This is a genomic window from Glutamicibacter sp. NPDC055354, assembly GCF_053644955.1.
The window spans coordinates 160557-180256 of sequence record NZ_JBSHMB010000001.1; the positions used below are offsets into that span (position 1 = coordinate 160557).

Annotated in this window: 16 protein-coding genes; 11 read left to right on the plus strand and 5 right to left on the minus strand. The window is 62.9% G+C overall.

What is annotated here, in order from left to right:
* The first annotated feature begins 100 nt into the window (after window positions 1-100).
* Window positions 101-1375, plus strand: coding sequence for an MFS transporter (locus ACWICV_RS00790; RefSeq protein ID WP_454090925.1), 1275 nt, complete (start codon window positions 101-103; stop codon window positions 1373-1375).
* 115 nt (window positions 1376-1490) lie between these two features.
* Here the strand turns inward: ACWICV_RS00790 and ACWICV_RS00795 are convergent, their stop codons facing one another.
* Window positions 1491-2186: an IclR family transcriptional regulator gene (locus tag ACWICV_RS00795; RefSeq protein ID WP_133834432.1), complete on the minus strand. Its 696-nt coding sequence runs from the start codon at window positions 2184-2186 to the stop codon at window positions 1491-1493.
* Between the two features lie 267 nt (window positions 2187-2453).
* Here ACWICV_RS00795 and ACWICV_RS00800 point away from each other — a divergent pair, with 267 nt between their 5' ends.
* Entirely contained in the window at window positions 2454-3794 is a 1341-nt protein-coding gene (locus tag ACWICV_RS00800; RefSeq protein WP_105658444.1) for an MFS transporter, read from the plus strand.
* 197 nt (window positions 3795-3991) lie between these two features.
* Here the strand turns inward: ACWICV_RS00800 and ACWICV_RS00805 are convergent, their stop codons facing one another.
* Window positions 3992-4999 carry a LacI family DNA-binding transcriptional regulator gene (locus ACWICV_RS00805; protein WP_105658460.1) on the minus strand — a complete coding sequence of 336 codons (1008 nt, stop codon included), beginning with the start codon at window positions 4997-4999 and terminating at the stop codon, window positions 3992-3994.
* A gap of 112 nt (window positions 5000-5111) precedes the next feature.
* Window positions 5112-6800 carry a glycoside hydrolase family 13 protein gene (locus tag ACWICV_RS00810; protein WP_454090924.1) on the minus strand — a complete coding sequence of 563 codons (1689 nt, stop codon included), beginning with the start codon at window positions 6798-6800 and terminating at the stop codon, window positions 5112-5114.
* A 266-nt stretch (window positions 6801-7066) separates the two neighbouring features.
* Between ACWICV_RS00810 and ACWICV_RS00815 the strand changes: the two genes are divergently transcribed.
* From ACWICV_RS00815 to ACWICV_RS00845, 7 genes are all read left to right on the plus strand, one after another.
* Window positions 7067-8335 carry a sugar ABC transporter substrate-binding protein gene (locus ACWICV_RS00815; RefSeq protein WP_454090923.1) on the plus strand — a complete coding sequence of 423 codons (1269 nt, stop codon included), beginning with the start codon at window positions 7067-7069 and terminating at the stop codon, window positions 8333-8335.
* A gap of 116 nt (window positions 8336-8451) precedes the next feature.
* Entirely contained in the window at window positions 8452-10047 is a 1596-nt protein-coding gene (locus tag ACWICV_RS00820; protein ID WP_454090922.1) for an ABC transporter permease subunit, read from the plus strand.
* Complete coding sequence (locus ACWICV_RS00825) at window positions 10047-10961, plus strand: sugar ABC transporter permease (protein WP_105658448.1); 915 nt, start codon at window positions 10047-10049, stop codon at window positions 10959-10961. Before ACWICV_RS00820 ends, ACWICV_RS00825 begins: the two co-directional genes overlap by 1 nt.
* Before the next feature lie 100 nt (window positions 10962-11061).
* Window positions 11062-12051: a hypothetical protein gene (locus tag ACWICV_RS00830; RefSeq protein ID WP_454090921.1), complete on the plus strand. Its 990-nt coding sequence runs from the start codon at window positions 11062-11064 to the stop codon at window positions 12049-12051.
* 63 nt (window positions 12052-12114) lie between these two features.
* Window positions 12115-12870: a TetR/AcrR family transcriptional regulator gene (locus tag ACWICV_RS00835; RefSeq protein ID WP_400290827.1), complete on the plus strand. Its 756-nt coding sequence runs from the start codon at window positions 12115-12117 to the stop codon at window positions 12868-12870.
* Between the two features lie 98 nt (window positions 12871-12968).
* Window positions 12969-14525, plus strand: a complete 1557-nt coding sequence (locus ACWICV_RS00840; protein ID WP_402473812.1) for an MFS transporter — start codon at window positions 12969-12971, stop codon at window positions 14523-14525.
* 45 nt (window positions 14526-14570) lie between these two features.
* Window positions 14571-14987, plus strand: coding sequence for an META domain-containing protein (locus ACWICV_RS00845; protein ID WP_402473813.1), 417 nt, complete (start codon window positions 14571-14573; stop codon window positions 14985-14987).
* Window positions 14988-15009: 22 nt separating this feature from the next.
* On the opposite strand, the gene ACWICV_RS00850 is transcribed toward ACWICV_RS00845, so the two are convergent.
* Together ACWICV_RS00850 and ACWICV_RS00855 are read right to left on the minus strand one after the other, a co-directional pair.
* Complete coding sequence (locus tag ACWICV_RS00850) at window positions 15010-16110, minus strand: fatty acid desaturase family protein (RefSeq protein ID WP_454090920.1); 1101 nt, start codon at window positions 16108-16110, stop codon at window positions 15010-15012.
* A 127-nt stretch (window positions 16111-16237) separates the two neighbouring features.
* Window positions 16238-17878 (minus strand): ABC-F family ATP-binding cassette domain-containing protein, encoded by a 1641-nt coding sequence (locus tag ACWICV_RS00855; RefSeq protein WP_454090919.1) that lies wholly within the window; start codon window positions 17876-17878, stop codon window positions 16238-16240.
* 83 nt (window positions 17879-17961) lie between these two features.
* Between ACWICV_RS00855 and ACWICV_RS00860 the strand changes: the two genes are divergently transcribed.
* On the plus strand, window positions 17962-18327 hold the full coding sequence (locus ACWICV_RS00860; RefSeq protein ID WP_105658020.1) for an ArsR/SmtB family transcription factor: 366 nt from the start codon (window positions 17962-17964) through the stop codon (window positions 18325-18327).
* Window positions 18328-18354: 27 nt separating this feature from the next.
* Window positions 18355-19575: an MFS transporter gene (locus ACWICV_RS00865; RefSeq protein ID WP_454090918.1), complete on the plus strand. Its 1221-nt coding sequence runs from the start codon at window positions 18355-18357 to the stop codon at window positions 19573-19575.
* Window positions 19576-19700 lie beyond the last annotated feature (125 nt).

Sequence of the window (19700 nt, forward strand, 5' to 3'; positions counted from 1 at the left end):
CAGGGCAGTAGCTATCTTGAAAGTAGTGCCATCAGGCATGCCTGGGAAATTTTGTGCGTCGGGGGGTGTGGGACGACGCACGCTTCGTCATGGAGTTTTGTTGACTCAGCCTACTTTGTCGAAGGAAAACAGTGAGGAATCCGAGAAGATGTCCGGATACTCCGCGTTAGTTCCTTTGGTGGGAGCACCCTTCCTGCCGCTTACTTTCCTTGCACGCCTCCCGCTGGCGATGCTCACCATCGGGTCCATGACCCTGGTAACTGCTACCACCGGCTCATATGCCATGGGCGGCTTGGCCGCGGCCATGGTTGGCCTGGGGTCCGCCATTGGCGGTCCGAGCATCGGCTATCTGGCTGACCGGGTGGGCCAGCGCCCGGTATTGACCACGGTCGCGGTCATCCACACCATCCTGCTGGTTGCCCTGACGCTGTTTGCCGATTCGGGACCGGACATGTCCGCGGCCTTGCTCTCGATCATGTGCCTGGCCACCGGTGCTACCGGCCCGCAGGTCGGCCCGATGTCCCGCGTCCGCTGGATTGCGATCACCCGCCAGCAGAAGAAGAACCACAAGGTCCTTTCGGCGGCATTGAGCCTGGAGTCCATGTTCGATGAACTGGGCTTCGTCTTCGGCCCGGTTGCCGTGGGCCTGCTGGCATCCCTGGTGGATCCGGTGCTGCCGCTTTACCTTGCCGCCCTGCTGACCCTGGTGCTGGTGCCGGTGTTCGCTTCGCACCGTACCGGCAATGCGGTGAAGCCGGCGAGAACCGCCGAGCACACTCCCAAGGTCTCGATCAGCGGCGCGCAGGTTGCCGCGATCGGTGCCCTGGTCCTGGGCATGATGGCGCTGGGCACGGTCTTCGGTTCCTCGGCGGCCGGTACCCTGGCCTTTGCCGGGGCGCAGGGCGATTCCAACTCCGGCGGCCTGCTCTATGGCGCCATGGGGTTCTCCAGCGCGATTGCCGCGATTTCCGTGGCTGCTTGGCCACAAGCCTTCAAGCAGATCAACCGCTGGATCCTGTGCGGCGCAGCATTGACCGTACTCAGCTTCGGGCTGCACGTGGCCGGCAATGTCCCGCTGATGCTGGTTGCCCTGTTCATCGCAGGATTTGCGGTAGGGCCGGTGATCGTCACGGTCATGACCCTGGGCGGCGAAGTAGCTCCGCCGCAGCGCCTGTCCACCGTGATGACCATGCTCTCTGCCGGCATTGTTGTGGGAACCGCGATCGGAAACGGCTTGGCCGGCGTCTTCGCCGAGACCCTGGGCTACCTCGGCGCTTTCTGGGTCTCCACCGGTGGCGCACTGGTGATCTTCCTGGCCGCTGTGACGATGAAGATCGTTGTCGCGAAGTCCCCGTCGCTGGCCCGCGTCCGCTAGGGCAAGAACTCTGCGCACGAGACCGGCGCCCAGCAAAACTGGATAAGAAGCATCCCGTTGCACCTCGCCCAGCAGGCGAAAGGCAGCGGGATGCCTCTTTCCCCGCCGGGAATTGCTAGTGCGCGAGCTTTTCGCTGATGCGCGCTGCTGCGTGCTTGAGTTCCTCGATCATGCGTTCGTACCCGCCGACCGTGCTGGCGGCGAAGACGACGGCCAAGGCCGCCGGGGTTTGCCCGGAATGCTGGATCGGAACGGCAATGGAGGTCACGCCCTGGATGACTTCATTCTCGCTGGTGGCATAGCCGTCAACCCGGGCCGCGACGGCAGCTTCGCGGTACTCAATGCCCGTGTCCAGGGCATCCCACTCGGCCTTGGCATAGCGCGACTGGATCGCGATGCCGGCTGCTCCCACATCCATGCCGTGCACCGAGCCCGGGCGGTGGACGATCGCGCGCTGGGAGTTCAACGGGGAGACCGACTGCAAGGTGGTGCACAGGTCGTGTTCCCAGACGGCCACGAAAGCAGTCATCGACAGCTCGTTGGCCAGCGCGGTGAGTTCCGGGGTGGCGGCCGCCTGCAGGTCGCGCTGGACCGAGCGGGCGAGCACGGCCAAGCCGGAAGCGGAACGGATATGCCCGGCCTCATCGCGGTTGAGCAGGTGATGCTGCTCCAGGGTGCGGATGATGCGGTAGGCAATGGAGCGGTGGACTTCCAGTTTCGCGGCGATTTCCGCGATGGAAAGATTGACCGGGGAATTGGCGACGATTTCAAGGACGCGGATTCCACGCGAAAGCGTCTGGGAGGTAGGCATTGTTCTTCAATCTGGCGTGCGGCGCTGCTGGAACGTCGTCGAGGGCCTTCGTAGTGAATCTGGGGACCAAGCGGTCGGTGATCTATATCCGATTTTAGTCGTTCTCTATTAGAACACCGAATTCCCGGCCCAGTGCGGGAGAGGGTGCCTGGCTGTAGCTGGTCACGATTTGGATAGATCTTGTGATCTGCTTCACTGTGGGCATATGATGGTGTGCGACATAAACCGTCCGAACGGTCGGTAAACAACTCGCAAAAAGGCCAACTCATGTCATCGACTGTCACTCGCACCCAGGAGGAGCGCCGGGTTCTTGCCGGCACCCTGGTGGGCACCACCATTGAGTGGTACGACTTCTTCATTTTCGCCCAGCTCACCGCGACCCTGCTGACCCCGTTGTTCCTCGAGCCCCTGGGGCAGTCGAATCCGGGTGTCGCGCAGATCCTTTCCTTCGCAATGATTGGCATCTCCTTCTTCTTCCGTCCCCTGGGCGCAGTGGTTGCCGGCCACCTGGGCGACCGCTACGGACGCAAGCGCATCCTGGTGCTCACCCTGATCCTCATGGGCGTTGCCACCGCGGCCATTGGCCTATTGCCAACCTACGCGTCCATCGGCGTGGCCGCGCCAATCCTGCTGGTGCTCCTGCGCGTGGTCCAGGGCTTCTCGGCCGGTGGCGAATGGGGCGGTGCGGCCTTGATGGCGGTAGAGCACGCACCAAAGGATCGCCGCGGCTACTTCGGCGCCTACCCGCAGATCGGCGTGCCCATCGGCATGATCCTGGCTACCGGCCTGCTCTACATCCTGCGCGTTGCGATGAGCCCGGAAGAGTTCGCCGCATGGGGCTGGCGCATTCCGTTCCTGCTCTCCATTGCGCTGATCTTCGTGGGCTACATGATCCGCCGTGCGGTCGAGGAATCCCCGGTCTTCAAGCAGCTCGCCCAGCGCAAGGCTTCCGAGCACACCCCGCTGCGCGAGCTGATGACCAGCCATTCCAAGCAGGTCCTGCAGGCAGCGCTGATCTTCATTTCGAACAACGCCGCCGGTTACCTGGTGATCGCGTTCTTCATTTCCTACACCACCAAGGTCCTCGAGATGCCGGTGGCGCCGATCCTCCTGGCTACCACCATCGGTTCGGTGGGCTGGCTGATCTTCACCCTGGTCGGCGGCTGGCTCTCGGACAAGATCGGGCGCCGCAATACCTTCGTGATCGGCTACGCGCTGGTGTTCATCTGGATGATCCCGATGTTCCTGATGGTCGACACCGGAAACATCGTGCTGTACACCATTGCGATCTTCGTGCTGACCGTTGGCCTGGGCTTGTCCTACGGCCCGCAGTCGGCGATGTACGCGGAGATGTTCCCGGCGCAGATCCGCTACTCGGGCATCTCCATTGGCTACGCCATTGGCGCTATTCTGGGCGGTGCCTTCGCGGCCACCGTGGCGCAGATCCTGCTGGAGACCACAGGTTCTTCGATCTCGATTGCCATCTACATCATGGTGCTGACCATCATTTCTGTGGCAGCGGTGCTCTGGGTGGGCGAGACTCGTGGACGCAACCTGCACGTGGAAGAAATCGAGGGCGAACAGGCCGACTCGCGCGTGGCGCACTAGTTTCGCGGCAGCACCATGCCCGCGCAGGCAACGGATCAAGCGATCCTGGCCTGCGCGGGCATTTGCGCGTATGGCGACCGGTGGTTTGCCGATCAGTGGGCGGATGCAGCGGGCAGTTTGCTGCACGGCCGACGTCCGGCCACCGCCATCCCTTGCGCCTAGGCCGCCGGCATGCGGGACCCGACTGCCTGGCCAGGTTACTGGGCGGGGCGGGTGGTGGAGGAGCGCACGATCAGCCGATGACCCAACTCGTGGGCTTGCGCCGGTTCCTGGCCGCGGATAGCACGCAGCAGCATGGCGACCGCCAGCTGCCCCTGCTCATGCGGACGCTGCTCGACGGTGGTCAAGCCGAAGAGCTCGGCCAGGTCGTGATTGTCCACGCCGATGACCGACAGGTCATGGGGCAGCTGCAAACCGAGATCGCGGGCGGCCAGGATCGCGCCAATGGCCATTTCATCACTGGCTGCGAACACTGCCGTCGGTCGGGATGCCGGGTTGCCCAGCAGCTGCTTGGCCACCGCGTAGCCCTGGGCCATGGAGAAGTCCGCGCTGGCGAACAGCGACTCATCCAGTTCAAGTCCAGCCTCGGCCAGCGCCCGCTCGTAGCCGGTGCGGCGGTGGGTGGGCACCATGAAGTCCACATCGGTTTCCGCGTTGCCGCCGATGAAGCCAATGCGTTCATGGCCCAGGGAGATGAGGTGCCCGGTCGCGAGGGCAGAAATCGCTTCGTCATTCACGTGCAGGGTCGGCACACCGGGAAGCGGTCCTCCCACGCCAACCAGGGGCTTGTCCATGGCCAGCAGCGCCTGGACCTCGTCCCCAGCCAACTCGACGTTGACCGCGATCACCGCATCCACGCGCTGGCGCAGCAGGAAATCGGAGAAGATCTTCTCGCGCTGGGTGCGGTCCTTGGTCAGCTGATAGAGGGTGGTGTCATAGCCCTCGTCCATCAAGCGGCTGGAAATGCCTTCCAGCACGCAAGCGTAGAACCAGTGGTTGATCACCGGAACGAGCACGCCGATGTTGCGGGTGCGTCCCGAGGCCAGCCCGGACGCGGAAGATGAGACCACATAGCCCAGCTCAGTGGCGGCGCGCTGCACAGCCTCCTGCGCGGACGCGGAGACAGAACCCCGGCCAGATAATGCGCGCGAGACGGTGGCAATGGATACGCCAGCGGCTTGTGCGACGTCTTTGATCCCGGCCACTTCTCTTCCTTCCTTCATGGGCACAGCCGTGGCTAGGGGAAATTCCTTCCCCTGGCCACGGCTCCTGCCCAACATTACCCGGTGCGGCTGCATCCGGTCAGCAGATGGCCGGCTACGGCAACTGGAACCAGAGCGTGGTTTCGCCCGGAATCATTCCCGGTTCCGCCGAAATCTCGCTTTGGCTGCGCACCAGTTCGGTGGCGCCCTGCGCACCGGCAGGCAAGGGCTGTGCAGTTGCAGCGTAGTTGGCCACGACCAGCACAGTGCCGTTGGCGAAAGCCAGAACATCATCCGCAGTGCCTTCGACCCAATCCAGGGTGCCGGTGCCCAGTGCGTGATCCTGGCGCAGCTGCAACAGGCGGCGGTACAGGTTCAGCGTGGAAGACTGGTCATCGACCTGCGCATCGCGGGCATAGGAATCCCAGCCTTCCGGCTGCGGCAGCCAGCTTTCACCGGTCGCGCTGAAGCCGAAAGCGGGCTTGCCGCTTTCCCAGGGCAAGGGCACCCGGCAGCCGTCACGCCCGTAGCGCTCGCCATTGGTGCGCAACCAGGTAGGATCCTGGCGCGCCTCATCTGGCAGTTCAACGGCTTCTGGCAGGCCCAGCTCTTCGCCCTGGTAGATGTAGGCGCCACCTGGCAGGGCCAGCATCAACGCGCTGGAAGCACGAGCGCGACGCAATCCCACGGCAGCCTCCGGCAGGTTCGGGGTGTTCAGGCCGATGCCCTCGCCTTGCGGGTTCTCATCGGTCAGCGCCAAGCGGGTCGCATGGCGCACCACGTCATGGTTGGAGAGCACCCAGGTGCTCGGGGCGCCGACCTTGCCGAACTCCTCCAGGGACTGGTCGATGGTCTCGCGGATCTGCTGGGCATCGAAGTCGCAGGAGAGGTAAGGGAAGTTGAAAGCCTGGTGCATCTCGTCCTCGCGCACCCACTTGGCCATCAGCGACAGGGGATTGACCCAAGCCTCGGCGCACAGCACGCGCTCGCCGTCGTACTCGTCCATGACCTTGCGCCAGTCGCGGTAGATCTCATGCACGCCATCCTGGCCCCACCACGGAGCCAGTTCGTCGGTGCCGCCCATGGAGGCACCGGATGGGTCCGGGGTGAAGTCCGGCAAGCCCTCGGCCTTGATCAGCCCGTGGGCCACGTCAACGCGGAAGCCGTCGGTGCCCCGGTCCAGCCAGAAGCGCAGGACGTCGCGGAACATCGCGCGCACTTCCTCGTTGTGCCAATTGAAGTCCGGCTGCGAGGAGTCGAAGATATGCAGGTAGGACTGGCCGGCGCTGCCATCAGGATTCCTGGTTTCGGTCCACATGGGGCCGCCGAAGACCGAATCCCAATTATTCGGGCGCCCGGTTGCCGGGGTGTCCTTGAAGATGAAGCGGTCGCGTTCGGGGGAGCCGGGCGCCGCCTTGAGCGCTTCCTGGAACCACGGGTGCTGGTCCGAGCAGTGGTTCGGAACCAGGTCGATGATGACGCGCAGGCCCAATGCGTGGGCCTTGGCGACCATCGCGTCGTAGTCCTCCAGGGTTCCAAACAGCGGATCCACATCGCAGTAGTCCGATACGTCGTATCCGGCGTCCTTCTGCGGGGAAGTGAAGAATGGCGACAGCCAAATCGCGTCGACCGAAAGCTGAGCGATGCTTTCCAGGCGTTGGGTAATGCCGCGCAGATCGCCCATCCCATCGCCATTGGAATCGGCGAAGGAGCGCGGGTAGATCTGGTAGATCACCGAGGAGCGCCACCACTGCGAGTCTTCGGATTGCACAAGGGAATCAGCTGCTGAACGAATTGAAGTCATGACGGTAACGATAAATGATTCACCAGAGTTTGTAAACGCTTGCAATTATGCTTCAAAGCCTTCGTTCCATGGTGAGGTCAGAATTCGCGCCTCGGCCGATAAAACTGATTTTATCGGCATTGTTGTCAATTTTCATGATCTGTGCCACGCTGTAAACGCTTACAATCAATGTGTTACTCGCACCACTAAAGACCCGACCGGCAGGTTCAGCGGAAATCGCGGCCGACCCGGTCCCTGATGACACAGTTGTCACGAAAGGACATCCCATGAAGGTGAATAAGCACCCTTGGCTTCTCGGCGGAGCACTGACGGCCATTGCCGCACTCTCGCTCACCGCCTGCGGCGGGTCTGGCACCAGCGAGCCAGCAGCTTCTTCCAGCCCCGCAGCGGCGCAATCCTCCCCGGCAGCCGCCTCCGGCGGCGAACTGACCGTATGGGTGGATGCCAACCGCGAACCAGTGCTGAAGGAGGCCGCGGCGGACTTCGAGAAGCAGTCCGGGGTCAAGGTGGACCTGGTGATCAAGGACTTCTCCAAGATCCAGGAAGACTTCCTGCGCCAGGTTCCTACCGGCAAGGGCCCGGATATCACCATCGGCGCCCACGACTGGCTGGGCAACCTGGTCAACAACGGTGTCGTGCAGCCAGTTGAGCTGGGCGACAAGGCCGGCGAATTCCAGGACGTCGCGGTCAACGCCATGAGCTACGAGGGCAACACCTACGGCGTTCCCTACGCCACCGAGAACCTGGCCCTGCTGCGCAATGCGGATTTGGTCAAGGAAGCTCCGACGAGCTTCGATGACATGATTGCCGCCGGCGAGAAGGCCGGCACTGAATTCCCGTTCCTGGTCCAGGTCTCTGATGTCGGCGACCCATTCCACGCCTACCCGTTCCAGACCTCCTTCGGCGCACCGGTGTTCGGCACCGATGATACGGGCGCCTATGACCCGGCAGATCTGCAGATCGGCAACGAGGGCGGCATCGAGTTCGCCAAGTGGCTGGCTGAAGAGGGCGAAGAAGGCAACCTGAAGACCAGCCTCGACGGGGACATTGCCAAGGAGAAGTTCATCTCCGGCGACTCGCCATTCTTCCTGACCGGTCCATGGAACGTGGAAGCAGTGGAAGAAGCTGAGATCAACCTGGAAATCGACCCGATTCCATCGGCCGGTGGAGAAAAGGCCCAGCCATTCGTCGCCGTGCAGGGTTTCTTCGTTTCCGCGAAGACCGAGAACCTGCTGGCCGCTACCGAATTCCTGACCAACTACATCGGCACCGAAGAAGTCCAGACCGAACTGTACGAGGTAGGCAACCGCCCGCCGGCAAACAACGCGGCATTCGAAGCGGCCAAGGCCGATGAAACCATCGCTGCCTTCGGCGAGGTTGGCGCCAACGGTGTGCCGATGCCGAACATCCCGGAAATGGCTGCCGTATGGGAGTTCTGGGGCGTAGCCGAGGCCGAGATCATCACCGGCAAGGCTGATCCAGCCAAGCGCTGGAAGCAGATGACCTCGGATATCGAAAAGGCCATCTCGAAGTAGGAACACCTGCCACCAGGCACAACGGTGGGCGCTGGGGCCGGGAGGAACTCTTCCGGGCCACAGCGCCTGCAATTCACCAGCGCCAACTGCACTTGATCGACAGGGATATCTGGAAGATGACAAAGACCGCCCGCCAAGGGCCGCAACCCGGCACCGAGGAGACGAAGCCCAAGCTGTCACCGGCAGCCAGGCGCTTCGCGAATGCCACCAGCACCTCCATTGGGGCCATGCTCGCCAAGATCATCCTGGTGGCGATCGTCGATGCGACCGCGCTCTTCGCGGTCTTCACCGCACTCGGGCGCGAAGCCTGGGCGATCGCCGCGGTGATCGCGGTGATTACCGTGGCTATCAACGTGGTCTACTTCAAGCGCGGATGGCTGCCGGCAAAGTACCTGCTGCCGGGCACCATCTTCCTGCTGATCTTCCAGGTCTTCGTGATCGGCTACACCGGGTATATCGCCTTCACCAACTACGGTTCGGGGCACAACTCGGATAAGGATGACGCGATCAACGCGCTGCTGCAATCCAACCAGAACCGCGTCGAGGGATCAGCCGGCTACCCGGTGTCCATCCTCGAAGGACAAGACGGGCTGGCGATGCTCATTGAGCGCGATGGCCAGCAGCTGCTCGGCGATGCGGATGATCCTTTCGTCCCGGTAGACCCCGCTGGCCTGGGGGACTACTCCGAACTGGCTTTCGCCGATTTGCTGGGCCGCCAGCAGGAAGTCACCTCGCTGGCCGTTCCATTCACCGAGAACCCGGCAGATGGCACCTTGCGCACCAGCGATGGCCGCACCGCCTACCAGTACACTTCCTCCATCAAGCATGATGAAGCCGCGGACACCATGACCGATCAGAAGACCGGCGTGGTGTACCGGGACACCGGCGTGGGCGCGTATACCGCGCAAGACGGCTCGCAGCTGATGCCCGGCTGGTCCATCAACGTGGGCTTCGAGAACTTCACCCGTGCGGTCACCGATTCCTCGATCCGCAACGCCCTGTTCTCTGTCACCGTGTGGACCTTCGCCTTCGCCTTCCTGTCGGTGGCGACCACCTTCTTCCTCGGGCTGTTCCTGGCGATTGTCTTCAACGACATGCGCATGAAGGGGCGGAAGGTCTACCGCGTCATCTCGATCCTGCCTTACGCATTCCCTGCGTTCCTGGGCGGGCTGGTCTGGGCCGGCATGCTCAACCGCGACTTCGGGTTCGTCAACCAGGTGCTCCTGGGCGGAGCGCAGATCCCTTGGCTGACCGACCCGTGGCTGGCGAAGTTCTCCGTGCTCTGGGTGAATCTGTGGCTCGGATTCCCGTACATGTTCCTGGTCTGCACCGGGGCGCTGCAGTCCATTCCGAATGAACTCTCCGAAGCGGCCACCATCGACGGGGCGAAGCCGTTCCAGATCTTCCGGTTGATCAAGCTGCCGCTGCTGCTGGTCTCGGTGGCTCCGCTGCTGATCAGCTCCTTCGCCTTCAACTTCAACAACTTCAACGTGATCTACATGCTCACCGAAGGCGGGCCGCGCATGCAGGATGCAGGACTGAACGTGGGATCCACCGACATCCTGATCTCCATGGTCTACAAGGTGGCGTTCGTTGGCTCCCAGCGCGACTACGGCCTGGCCAGCGCCTTCTCCATCATCATCTTCGTGATCGTCGCGATCATCTCGATTATCAGTTTCAAGCAGACCAAGGCACTGGAGGAGCTGAACTAATGAGCACCGAAATCACCGGCAGGCCGGTAGCCGGCGCACCCAAGGGACGCGCGGGGCGCCAGGGCCTGGGCAAATGGTTCGCCTCCACCGGGTGGCGCCACCTGATCGGCGTGGCACTGTGCATCTATGCGGCCTTCCCGCTGCTCTACGTGCTCTCGGCCTCGCTGAACCCCAATGGAACCCTGCTGTCTTCCAATGGATTGTTCACCACCATCGGCTTCAACAGCTATGTGGAGCTGTTCCAGAATCAGCAGCGTCCCTTCGGCGCCTGGTTCATCAACACCTTGGTGATCGGCCTGACCACGGCGGCCGCTTCGGTGTTCCTCGGCGCCTTGGCTGCCTACAGCTTCTCGCGGATGCGCTTCACCGGCCGCCGCGTGGGCCTGGTCAGCTTGCTGATTGTGCAGATCTTCCCGCAGCTGCTGGCCGTGGTGGCGATCTTCATCCTGCTCACCTCGCTGGGAGATGTCTTCCCGGTCTTGGGCATCGATAACCAGATCGCATTGATCATGGTGTACCTGGGCGGGGCACTGGGTGTGAACACCTACCTGATGTACGGCTTCTTCAACACCATTCCGGTGGAAATCGATGAAGCGGCGAAGATCGATGGTGCTGGCCATGCCCGCATCTTCTTCACCATGATCCTGCGCCTGGTGGCACCGATCCTGGCCGTCGTGGGCCTGCTGTCCTTCATTTCCAGCACCTCGGACTTCGTGATCGCCTCGGTCATCCTGGTCTCCCCGGAGAACCAGACGCTGGCTGTGGGCCTGTACTCCTACGTCTCGGAGGAGTTCACCTCCAACTGGTCGGTCTTCGCCGCCGGTGCGGTACTGGCAGCGATCCCGGTGATGGCATTGTTCCTGTTCTTGCAGAAGTACATTGTCGGCGGCCTGACCGCCGGCGCAGGCAAGTAGCCGGCAGCAGCTGACCGCTTCGGGCAGATGGGCAACGCCACTGGCGTTGCCCCATTTTGCCTGCGTCAGCCCATGGGCCGGAGCACGTAGAGTAAAAGGCATGAAGCCCTACTTGCCGCGCGCCGCCCGCAACTACCTGGAGCAACTTCGCCGTGCGCTGGATTTCTTGTCTTTGCAAGAACGCAACGAAGTCATTGAAACCACCAAGCAGGAGATTCTCCGCCTGCCTGGCGGCGGACGCCGCAAGAGCGATTTGATCCGCTTGCTCGGCGAGCCTGCCTCGCGTGCGCTCAAATTCGAACGCCATGAGCCCGAAGCCCTGGAAGTGGGCAGCGGCAAGTACTTCCTGACGCGTATTCTGGCGTGGCCAATATTCGCTCTCGCACTGCTGACCCTGATGGTGGTGCTTTTCGCCCCGCCGCAAGCCGCCTTGGCCAACGAACAGAGCTTCGGCTTTGTTGCCGGGGGAGTTGGCGGGCTGCTGGGGCAACTCGAATTGCTGATCGGATCCCAGCTGATTTGGCTGGCGTTCATTCCGGTCATCCTCAGCCTGGTTCCGTTGTGGCTGCCCAATAGTGCCGGCACTACCATCCACATCCTCGGGGCTGTGATCATGACCGTTATCTGCGCGGCCGGTGGCGGACAGCTCTCGCTCTTCTTCATTCCGGTGACCGTGCTGCTCTGGGCACAGGTTTTCACCCCGCTGCTGATGATGCGCGGTTCCATGGCAAGCCCCGGGCCCGGCTGGCTGGTGTGTGCGGCGGTGCTGCTGATCCTGGTCCTGGGGTTTGCCAGCTACCAAGGCTTGGCCAGCTTCAGCGCTGCGCCATGGCTGATCCTGGCTCCGGCCGCGCTGCTGGCCGTGCTGGCGATGCTGCTGCCCTTCCGCTGGAAGCTGGCTCATATTGCTCTGGTCGCAGCCGGCCTGCTGGTGATGGCCACTGGATTCGTCGCTGCGCTGCCAGGAACCTACGGGGCGGTCCTGGCGTGGCCGTGGCTGGCTGGCGGCATGAGCTTCGCCGTAGGACATCTTGCGCTAGCTGCCGGCATGTGGCACGAGCGAGCCAGGAAATTGCTGGCCCTGTTTTAGGAGTTTTAATACTTGTAGGCGCTTAATGGGAATTTACAGAGAAAATGCGTATATCCTCGTGACATGGCCGAGAATAAGGAAAATTCCTCTCCTGAACCGACAAAACGTGGTCGCGGGCGCCCGCGCAAGGACTCTGAGTTCCAGTCCCTGAGCAAAGAGCAGCTGGCCCAGAAGGCTCTGGAAATCGCCGGTGCCGAGGGCTACGACGCACTGACCATGCACCGTCTTGCGGCCGAATTCAATGTCACCCCGCGGGCGTTGTACAACTACGTGGCGGATCGCCAAGAAGTCATCAACCTGGCGGTGGGGCGCTTCATCTCGATCAATCCGCTGATCGAGTTCGACTGCAACGACTGGAAGCTCGGGGTGACCGAAGCGTACAACGCGACGCGCCGGGCCTACCGGGCCTACCCCCGGGCCTCGCAATTGACGCTCGACGAAAAGCTCAAGGTGGAGCCCGGCCCGTTCCGCAATGAATTGATGGAACGGATCCTCGCCTTCTTCGTGGATATCGGCCTGACGCTCAAGCAGGCAGTGGCCATGGTCCGCGCCCTGGAACGGGATGTCCTGGGTTTCGTGATGCATGTGGATTACTACTATGACCGCCGCTCGAAGGACAGCCCGGACTACGTGAGCTCGCTGGTGCCGGTCCAATTGCTTGACGCCTACCCGGAAGTTCCGGCACCGCTGGCACGCCAAGCGCTCGAGCTGCCGCAGCAGGACAGCGATGACCTTTTCGGGGAAGTCGTCGAGTTGCGGTTGCTGGCCATTGCGCAGATGCTCGAGCTCAACCGGGCCGCCGAAGACCACAAAGAGTGAAATAAGCACTTCGACAGGGAATATTAGCCGGCTGGCCAACGCTGTAGGTTGAAGGACCGCAGGATTGTGCGGCCTGGAATTCGTTTGAAAGTTGGCCCATGTCCCAGAGCAAGCCGCATCCGGTACCAGTTGCTGAAGAACTCTCGGCCGGAGCACGATGGCGATTGCTGGGCGTGCTGCTGGCAGCGATGTTCATGTCGCTGGTTTCGGTCAGCATCGTCAACGTGGTTCTTCCTGCCATCGGTTCCACCCTGCACGCCACCGAAGCGGACCTGCAGTGGGTCTTGGCAGGATATGCGCTGACCTTCGGCGTGGTGCTGGTTGCTGCCGGACGCGCCGGCGACCTGCTGGGCCGTGGCGTGATGTTCGTGGCAGGCCTGGCGATCTTCACAGCCGCCAGCATCCTCGCAGGGCTGGCCGCGGATCCACTGGTATTGAACATTGCCCGCTTCATCATGGGCGTTGGCTCGGGCCTGCTCAACCCCCAAGTGATGGGCATGATCCAGCAGCACTTCCGTGGCGCGGCCCGCGGCCGGGCCTACGGGCTGCTGGGCACCGCCGTCGGCTTCTCGGTAGCTATTGGGCCGGTGCTGGGCGGATTGCTGATCAACTGGTTTGGCGAAGACGCCGGCTGGCGCGCCACGTTCTTGATCAACGTCCCGGTCGGCGTGCTGGCCATTGTCCTGGCGCTGCTGTGGCTGCCCAAGCCGCTGTTCAACAAGCCAGCGGGCAAGGTGGATCTGGACCCGGTTGGCGGCCTCCTGCTGGCGGTTGGCATTTTCGCCCTGCTCCTGCCATTCGTCCAGGGCCGCGAAACCCCATGGCTCTGGTCGCTGCTGGCCTTGGCAGTGCTGGTCATGGTGCTCTGGGTCTGGTGGGAGAAGAAGTACAAGAAGCTCGGGCGCGAACCAATGGTGGAATTGGCCCTGTTCAAGATCCGCAGCTTCACCAACGGCACGCTCATCGCTGGCCTGTACTTCATGGGTGTTTCCAGCGTCTGGGTGCTGGTGGCCATTTACGTCCAGCAATCCCAGGGCTTCAGTGCCCTGCAGGCAGGGCTGATCTGCCTTCCCGCGGCCCTGCTCTCCGCCTTCAGCTCCGACATCGCCGGACGCTATGTCATGACCGTGGGGCGAAAAATGGTCATTGGCGGCATTCTCAGCGCCCTGTTCGGCCTGCTGGCCACCATTGCCGTGGTGGTCCTGGAGGATCGCGGGCTGCTGAGCATCTGGTGGATGCTGCTTTCGCTGGCCTTCATCGGCGTAGCCCAGGGCTTCATCATTTCGCCTAACCAGGCGCTGACCCTCATGGAAGTTCCCGTGGCCAACTCCGGCAGCGCTGGCGGCTTGATGCAGACTTCCCAGCGCGTGGGCACCGCGGTGGGCATTGCGGTGATTACCGCTGTCTTCTACGGCATGAACCACGTAGCCGGGTACTCGATCGCCATGGCGCTCTCATTCGCTGCCATTTCCCTCTTGGTCCTGGCCACCTTGCTGGTCGGTATCCTCGATCTGCGCCATAGCCATGCTGCCCGCAGCAAGCCAGTTGCCGAAGAAGTCGTTCACGTCAGCACCGGCGTGCAGCGTACGGTGACCGGGGCAATCGAGGTTGTCGGGCCGAAGGAGCCTACCCAGCCAGTAGACTCCCAGCCGTAATCCGGTGCTGGCCAGCGGGTGGGCCGAAGACCTAGGCTGGGGGATATGAAGCGATTCTTCCTGCGCACCGCGGCACTGTCTTTGGCTTTTGGCGTTGCCGCCTGCGGGGCGACCCCGGGCGAGCCGGGCGCCAGCCAGCCAACTGAAAGCGAGACCAGCGTGATACTCCAGGATCCGGTCGGCTTGTGGGGCAGCAAGGATCAGGGCCAGCCGTGGCTGGAGCTGTCCGAGGATGGCAAGGTCACCGGCAGCGATGGCTGCAACCGCCTCGCCGGTACCTGGAGTGCATCCGAGGACCTGGAATTCGCCACGCTGGCTTCGACCAAGATGTTCTGCGAAGGCGTGGATGACTGGCTCTCGCGCGCTGCCTCCGCCAAGCTGGAGGACGGCGGAAAGATGCTTGTTCTTGACGCAGACGGGAAAGAGCTAGGATCCCTTGCCTTTGGTGGCAAGGGATCCTAGCTCTTTGCTGCTTCAGCCTGAACTATGCGCTGACGCGGTATCCGGAGATCATCGGGCACTCGAAAGGATCCCGGGCCGATAGCCCGACCTTGTTCAGGTAGGTGATCACCTGTGCGTAGGATTCGCGGACACTGGCCACGGTGTACGGCACCTGGTGCTCGTCGCAGTACTGGCGCACGATGCGCGAGACGCCGGCCAGGTTGGCGCGCGGCATGGACGGGAACAGGTGGTGCTCCACCTGGTAGTTCAATCCGCCGTAGACGTGGGAGAGCACGCGGTTTCCCCAGCTGGACTTGGCCATGACATTGCGTCCGGTGAGTACCTGGCGGGAGAAGAAGTCGATGCGGGCGTCCTGGGGAACCATCGGCATGCCCTTGTGGTTCGGGGCGAAGGAGGCACCCATGTAGATGCCGAAGACTGCCAGCTGCACGCCGAGGAAGGCGAAAGCCATGCCCACTGGCAGGAAGTAGAACACGATCGCCAGGTAGATGGCGATGCGCAGTGCAATGCCGGTCATTTCGCGCTTGCGGTTCTTGACCCGGCCGGCCTTGAATAGGTACTTGATCGAATGCATATGCAGGTTCAAGCCCTCAAGGGTGAGCAGCGGGAAGAACAGGTAGCCCTGGCGGTTGGTGATCCACTTGAGCAGGCCGCGCTGGCGCTTGGCGTCCTCGGTCTGGAAGGAGATGGTGTCCCACTCGATGTCCGGATCCTTGCCCACGGTATTGGGGGTGGCGTGGTGCTTGTTGTGCTTGTTCATCCACCACTGGTAGCTGATGCCCACGACGATATTGGCCAGGAACTGGCCCAGCTTGTCATTGCGCTTGTGCGAAGCCAGGATCTGGCGGTGTGCCGCCTCGTGCGCCAGGAACGCGAATTGGGTGAGCAGCAGGCCCAAGGCTGCGGCCATCAGCAACTGGAACCAGCTGTCGCCTAGGAGGATGAAACCGGTAGCGGTGCCGGCTAGCAGCACCGTCAGCACGATGCCCAACCCGAGATAGTGCCCGCGGCGGCGTCCGACCAGTCCAGCTTCGGTGACCAACTTCTTGACGTGGAAGAAGCTCTTGGGATCGCCCGGCTTGACCGTTGGCCCTTGGGGATGGAGTGTTGCAGTGCTGCTCAAGAAAATATCCTTGGGTACTAGGCGTCGACCTCGCAGTCGAAAGAACTGAAAAACTCGGCTCCTATAGTGCCAATCCTACGTTGGATAGCTGTGAACTTGCCAGTGCAATAAGTGCCCAAGTGAGGCCCTAGAAATGGGCCGTTAGTTGACCCTGTGCAACTTCCCATCGGGCGTCCAGTCGCACATTCTCCAGCAGTCGCCGATCATGGGTGACCAGGAGCAGTGCTCCGGTGTACGCTTCCAGGGCTTCCTCGAGCTGTTCGATGGCCGGTACGTCCAGGTGGTTGGTCGGCTCATCGAGCACCAGCAGGTTCACCCCGCGGGCCTGGAGCAGCGCCATGGATGCGCGGGTTCGCTCGCCGGGGGAGAGCGAATCCACCAGGGCCGAGGACTGGTCGGACTTCAACCCGAACTTGGCTAGCAGGGTGCGCACCTCCGCGGCGGAGTGCTCGGGCACTTCCAGTTCGAAGGCTTCGCCCAGTGGCAGGTCGCCGGGCAGCTGGGTGCGCGCCTGGTCGATTTCTCCGATATTCACCGAACTGCCCAGGGATGCCGAGCCGCTGTGCGGGGCCAGCTTGCCCAGCAGCAGGTTCAGCAAGGTCGACTTGCCCGCTCCGTTCGGGCCGGTGATGCCAATTCGGTCCCCGGCGTTGACCTGCACCGAAACTGGCCCGAAAGCGTAGTCCCCGTGGGATACCGAGGCCTCGTTGAGCGTGCACATCACCGAGGACCCGCGCTCAGCCGCGGCGATGGAGAACTGCAGGACCCATTCCTTGCGCGGTTCGGCCACTTCGTCGAGCCGGGCGATGCGCGATTCCATCTGGCGCACCTTGGCGGCCTGCTTTTCCGAGGACTCGGAGTTGGCCCGGCGGCGGATCTTGTCGTTGTCCGGCGCCTTGCGCATGGCGTTGCGCACGCCTTGCGAGGACCATTCGCGCTGGGTGCGGGCGCGGGAGACCAGATCGGCTTTCTGGTTCTCGAACTGCTCGTAGGCCTCACGGGCATGGGTGCGGTTGATGGCCCGTTCGGCAAGGTACGAGTCGTAGCCGCCTTCATAGGTGGCTACCTGGTTCTGGGCCAGGTCCAATTCGATGATGCCGGTGGTGCAGCGGGAGAGGAACTCGCGGTCATGCGATACCAGGATCACCGGCGCGCGCAGGGAATTGATGAAATGCTCCAAATGCTCCAGGCCCTCGAGATCGAGATCATTGGTCGGTTCATCGAGCAGCACCGCATCGAAGCGGGAGAGCAGCAGGGCTGCCAGAGCCACGCGGGCTACCTGGCCGCCGGACAGGGCAGTCATCTCGGTTTCTACCGGGAGGGTGAAGCCGAGCTTGGCCAGCACCTCGGGGATGCGGTCTTCCAGATCCATGGCGCCACAGGCCATCCAGTGGTCGAATGCAGCGGTGTAGGCGTCATCCGCACCGGGCTTGCCGCTGCCAAGTTCTTCGGCGGTGGATTCCATGGCGGTGGTGGCGGCGGCGCAACCGGTGCGGCGGGCCAAATACGCGGTGATGGTTTCACCTGGAATGCGGTCGTGTTCCTGGGGCATCCAGCCGATGAACGCAGAATCCGGGGCGGTGCTCACCGTTCCGGCCTGCGGGGCCGCGGCCCCGGCAAGCAGCGAGAGCAATGTGGACTTGCCAGCGCCGTTGGCACCCACTACGCCGTAGACATCACCGGGTGCGGCGGTGAAGTTCAGATTCGAGAAGAGGGTTCGGTGGGCGTGGCCGCCAGTCAGGTCCTTGGCCACGAGCGTTGCAGTCATGGCTCCAATTCTAGTTCCAGTCGGACGCGGAATATTTCCGGTGTGCCCTAGGCAATACCGGGCGAGAGCATTAGTCTATTAGCATGCATGCAGATAATAAGATTTATGCTCCAGATCCTTCCTCGGATTTCGTGGAGCTGGCCGCGGAAGTCTTCGGCTTGCTGTCCGATGCCACCCGGATCCGGATTGTGCTGCATCTGCGCCGTGCCGGTGAGCTCTCGGTCAACGCGCTCGCAGAGCTGGTCGAGAAGAGCCCTTCGGGGGTATCCCAGCACCTGGCCCGTTTGCGCATGGCGCGCATGGTGACCACGCGCCAGGACGGAACCAAGGTCCTGTACAGCCTCACCGATGAGCACCCGGCGCGTCTGGTCAGCGAAGCGATCAAGCAGGCGGAGCATTCGGTATCCAACGGACAGCTGCCGCTGCACCACGAAGCCCCGCAAGGCTAGCGGCAAAAGATACGGGAGTCGGCAAAGATGCTCGCAGTACTCAGGGACCAGGCGTACGCCAAGCTCTTCAGCGCCCAGATGATTGCGCTGCTGGGTACCGGCCTGCTTACCGTTGCCCTGGGCCTGCTGGCTTTCGATATTGCCGGCAGCAACGCGGGATTAGTGCTTGGGCTGGCCTTGACGGTGAAGATGGTCGCCTATGTGGCCGTTGCTCCTGTGGCCAATGCCCTGGTTTCCCATATTCCGCGCAAACCCGTGCTCATCGGGTCCAACATCATTCGTGGACTAGTGGCGCTCTGCCTCCCATTCGCCAGCGAAGCGTGGCAGATCTATGTGCTGATTTTCGTACTGCAATCAGCATCGGCGACCTTCACCCCCGCGTTCCAAGCGGTCATTCCCTCGATCCTGCCCGATGAGCGGGATTACACCCGGGCCTTGTCGCTGTCGCGGCTGGCCTATGACATGGAGTCGTTGGCCAGCCCGATGCTGGCGGCCGCGCTGCTGACCGTCACCAGCTACCACAACCTCTTCGCCGGGACCGTGCTCGGCTTTGCCGCGTCTGCTCTGCTTGTTGCCGCGACGCGCTTCCCGGCGATCCCGCCGCCCCAGAAGTTGCTCTTCTTCCATCGCCTCACCGGGGGAACCCGGGCATTCTGGGCGGCACGGGAACTGCGCAGCCTGATGGCGCTGAATCTGGTGGTCGCCGCGATCTCCGCCATGGTCATCGTCAACACAGTGGTGCTGGTGAAGGGGGATCTGGGCCATTCGCAGGTGGATGTGGCGCTGCTGCTCGGAGCCTACGGTGCAGGTTCGATGGCGGTGGCACTGGGCATGCCGGGGTTGCTGGAGCGATTCGAAGACCGCAGCGTGATGCTCGCCGGCGCCGTGATGATGCCGCTGCTGCTGTTCATCGGTGCCGCTGTGATCGGCTGGGGCGAGGGTTCTGGCCAATGGGCCGGGCTCCTTGGCCTGTGGCTGGCCCTGGGTGCGGCGACCGCAACCATCCTCACGCCCTCGTCGAGGCTGCTGCGCCGCAACAGCACCGAGCAAAACCGCCCCGGTGTTTTTGCCGCGCAATTTTCCTTGTCCCATGCATGCTTCTTGCTGACCTATCCGGTGGCCGGCGCCCTGGGCGCTTCGATCGGCCTGTGGGGTGCGGCTCTGGTCCTGGTCGGCATCGGAGTGGTCGGTACGGTGCTGGCATTTGCCTCGTGGCGCCCGGAAACGGTTTCGGCGCACCAGGGATGAGATCACCGGGGCAGCAGGACCGGCAGGCGCAATTGGAGCCGGGAGCAGGGAATGACGCTGGATTCCTCCTTGCCGGCCCTTGCCCGTGCGGGGCTGGATATGTTCGGTCGTGAAGCTGACCGGTG

Coding starts and splice junctions, on each gene's coding strand:
- ACWICV_RS00840 (WP_402473812.1), top strand. CDS start 12,969: ATGTCCCAGAGCAAGCCGCATCCGGTACCAGTTGCTGAAGAACTCTCG.
- ACWICV_RS00830 (WP_454090921.1), top strand. CDS start 11,062: ATGAAGCCCTACTTGCCGCGCGCCGCCCGCAACTACCTGGAGCAACTT.
- ACWICV_RS00845 (WP_402473813.1), top strand. CDS start 14,571: ATGAAGCGATTCTTCCTGCGCACCGCGGCACTGTCTTTGGCTTTTGGC.
- ACWICV_RS00815 (WP_454090923.1), top strand. CDS start 7,067: ATGAAGGTGAATAAGCACCCTTGGCTTCTCGGCGGAGCACTGACGGCC.
- ACWICV_RS00800 (WP_105658444.1), top strand. CDS start 2,454: ATGTCATCGACTGTCACTCGCACCCAGGAGGAGCGCCGGGTTCTTGCC.
- ACWICV_RS00855 (WP_454090919.1), bottom strand. CDS start 17,878: ATGACTGCAACGCTCGTGGCCAAGGACCTGACTGGCGGCCACGCCCAC.
- ACWICV_RS00810 (WP_454090924.1), bottom strand. CDS start 6,800: ATGACTTCAATTCGTTCAGCAGCTGATTCCCTTGTGCAATCCGAAGAC.
- ACWICV_RS00820 (WP_454090922.1), top strand. CDS start 8,452: ATGACAAAGACCGCCCGCCAAGGGCCGCAACCCGGCACCGAGGAGACG.
- ACWICV_RS00825 (WP_105658448.1), top strand. CDS start 10,047: ATGAGCACCGAAATCACCGGCAGGCCGGTAGCCGGCGCACCCAAGGGA.
- ACWICV_RS00865 (WP_454090918.1), top strand. CDS start 18,355: ATGCTCGCAGTACTCAGGGACCAGGCGTACGCCAAGCTCTTCAGCGCC.
- ACWICV_RS00860 (WP_105658020.1), top strand. CDS start 17,962: ATGCATGCAGATAATAAGATTTATGCTCCAGATCCTTCCTCGGATTTC.
- ACWICV_RS00795 (WP_133834432.1), bottom strand. CDS start 2,186: ATGCCTACCTCCCAGACGCTTTCGCGTGGAATCCGCGTCCTTGAAATC.
- ACWICV_RS00835 (WP_400290827.1), top strand. CDS start 12,115: ATGGCCGAGAATAAGGAAAATTCCTCTCCTGAACCGACAAAACGTGGT.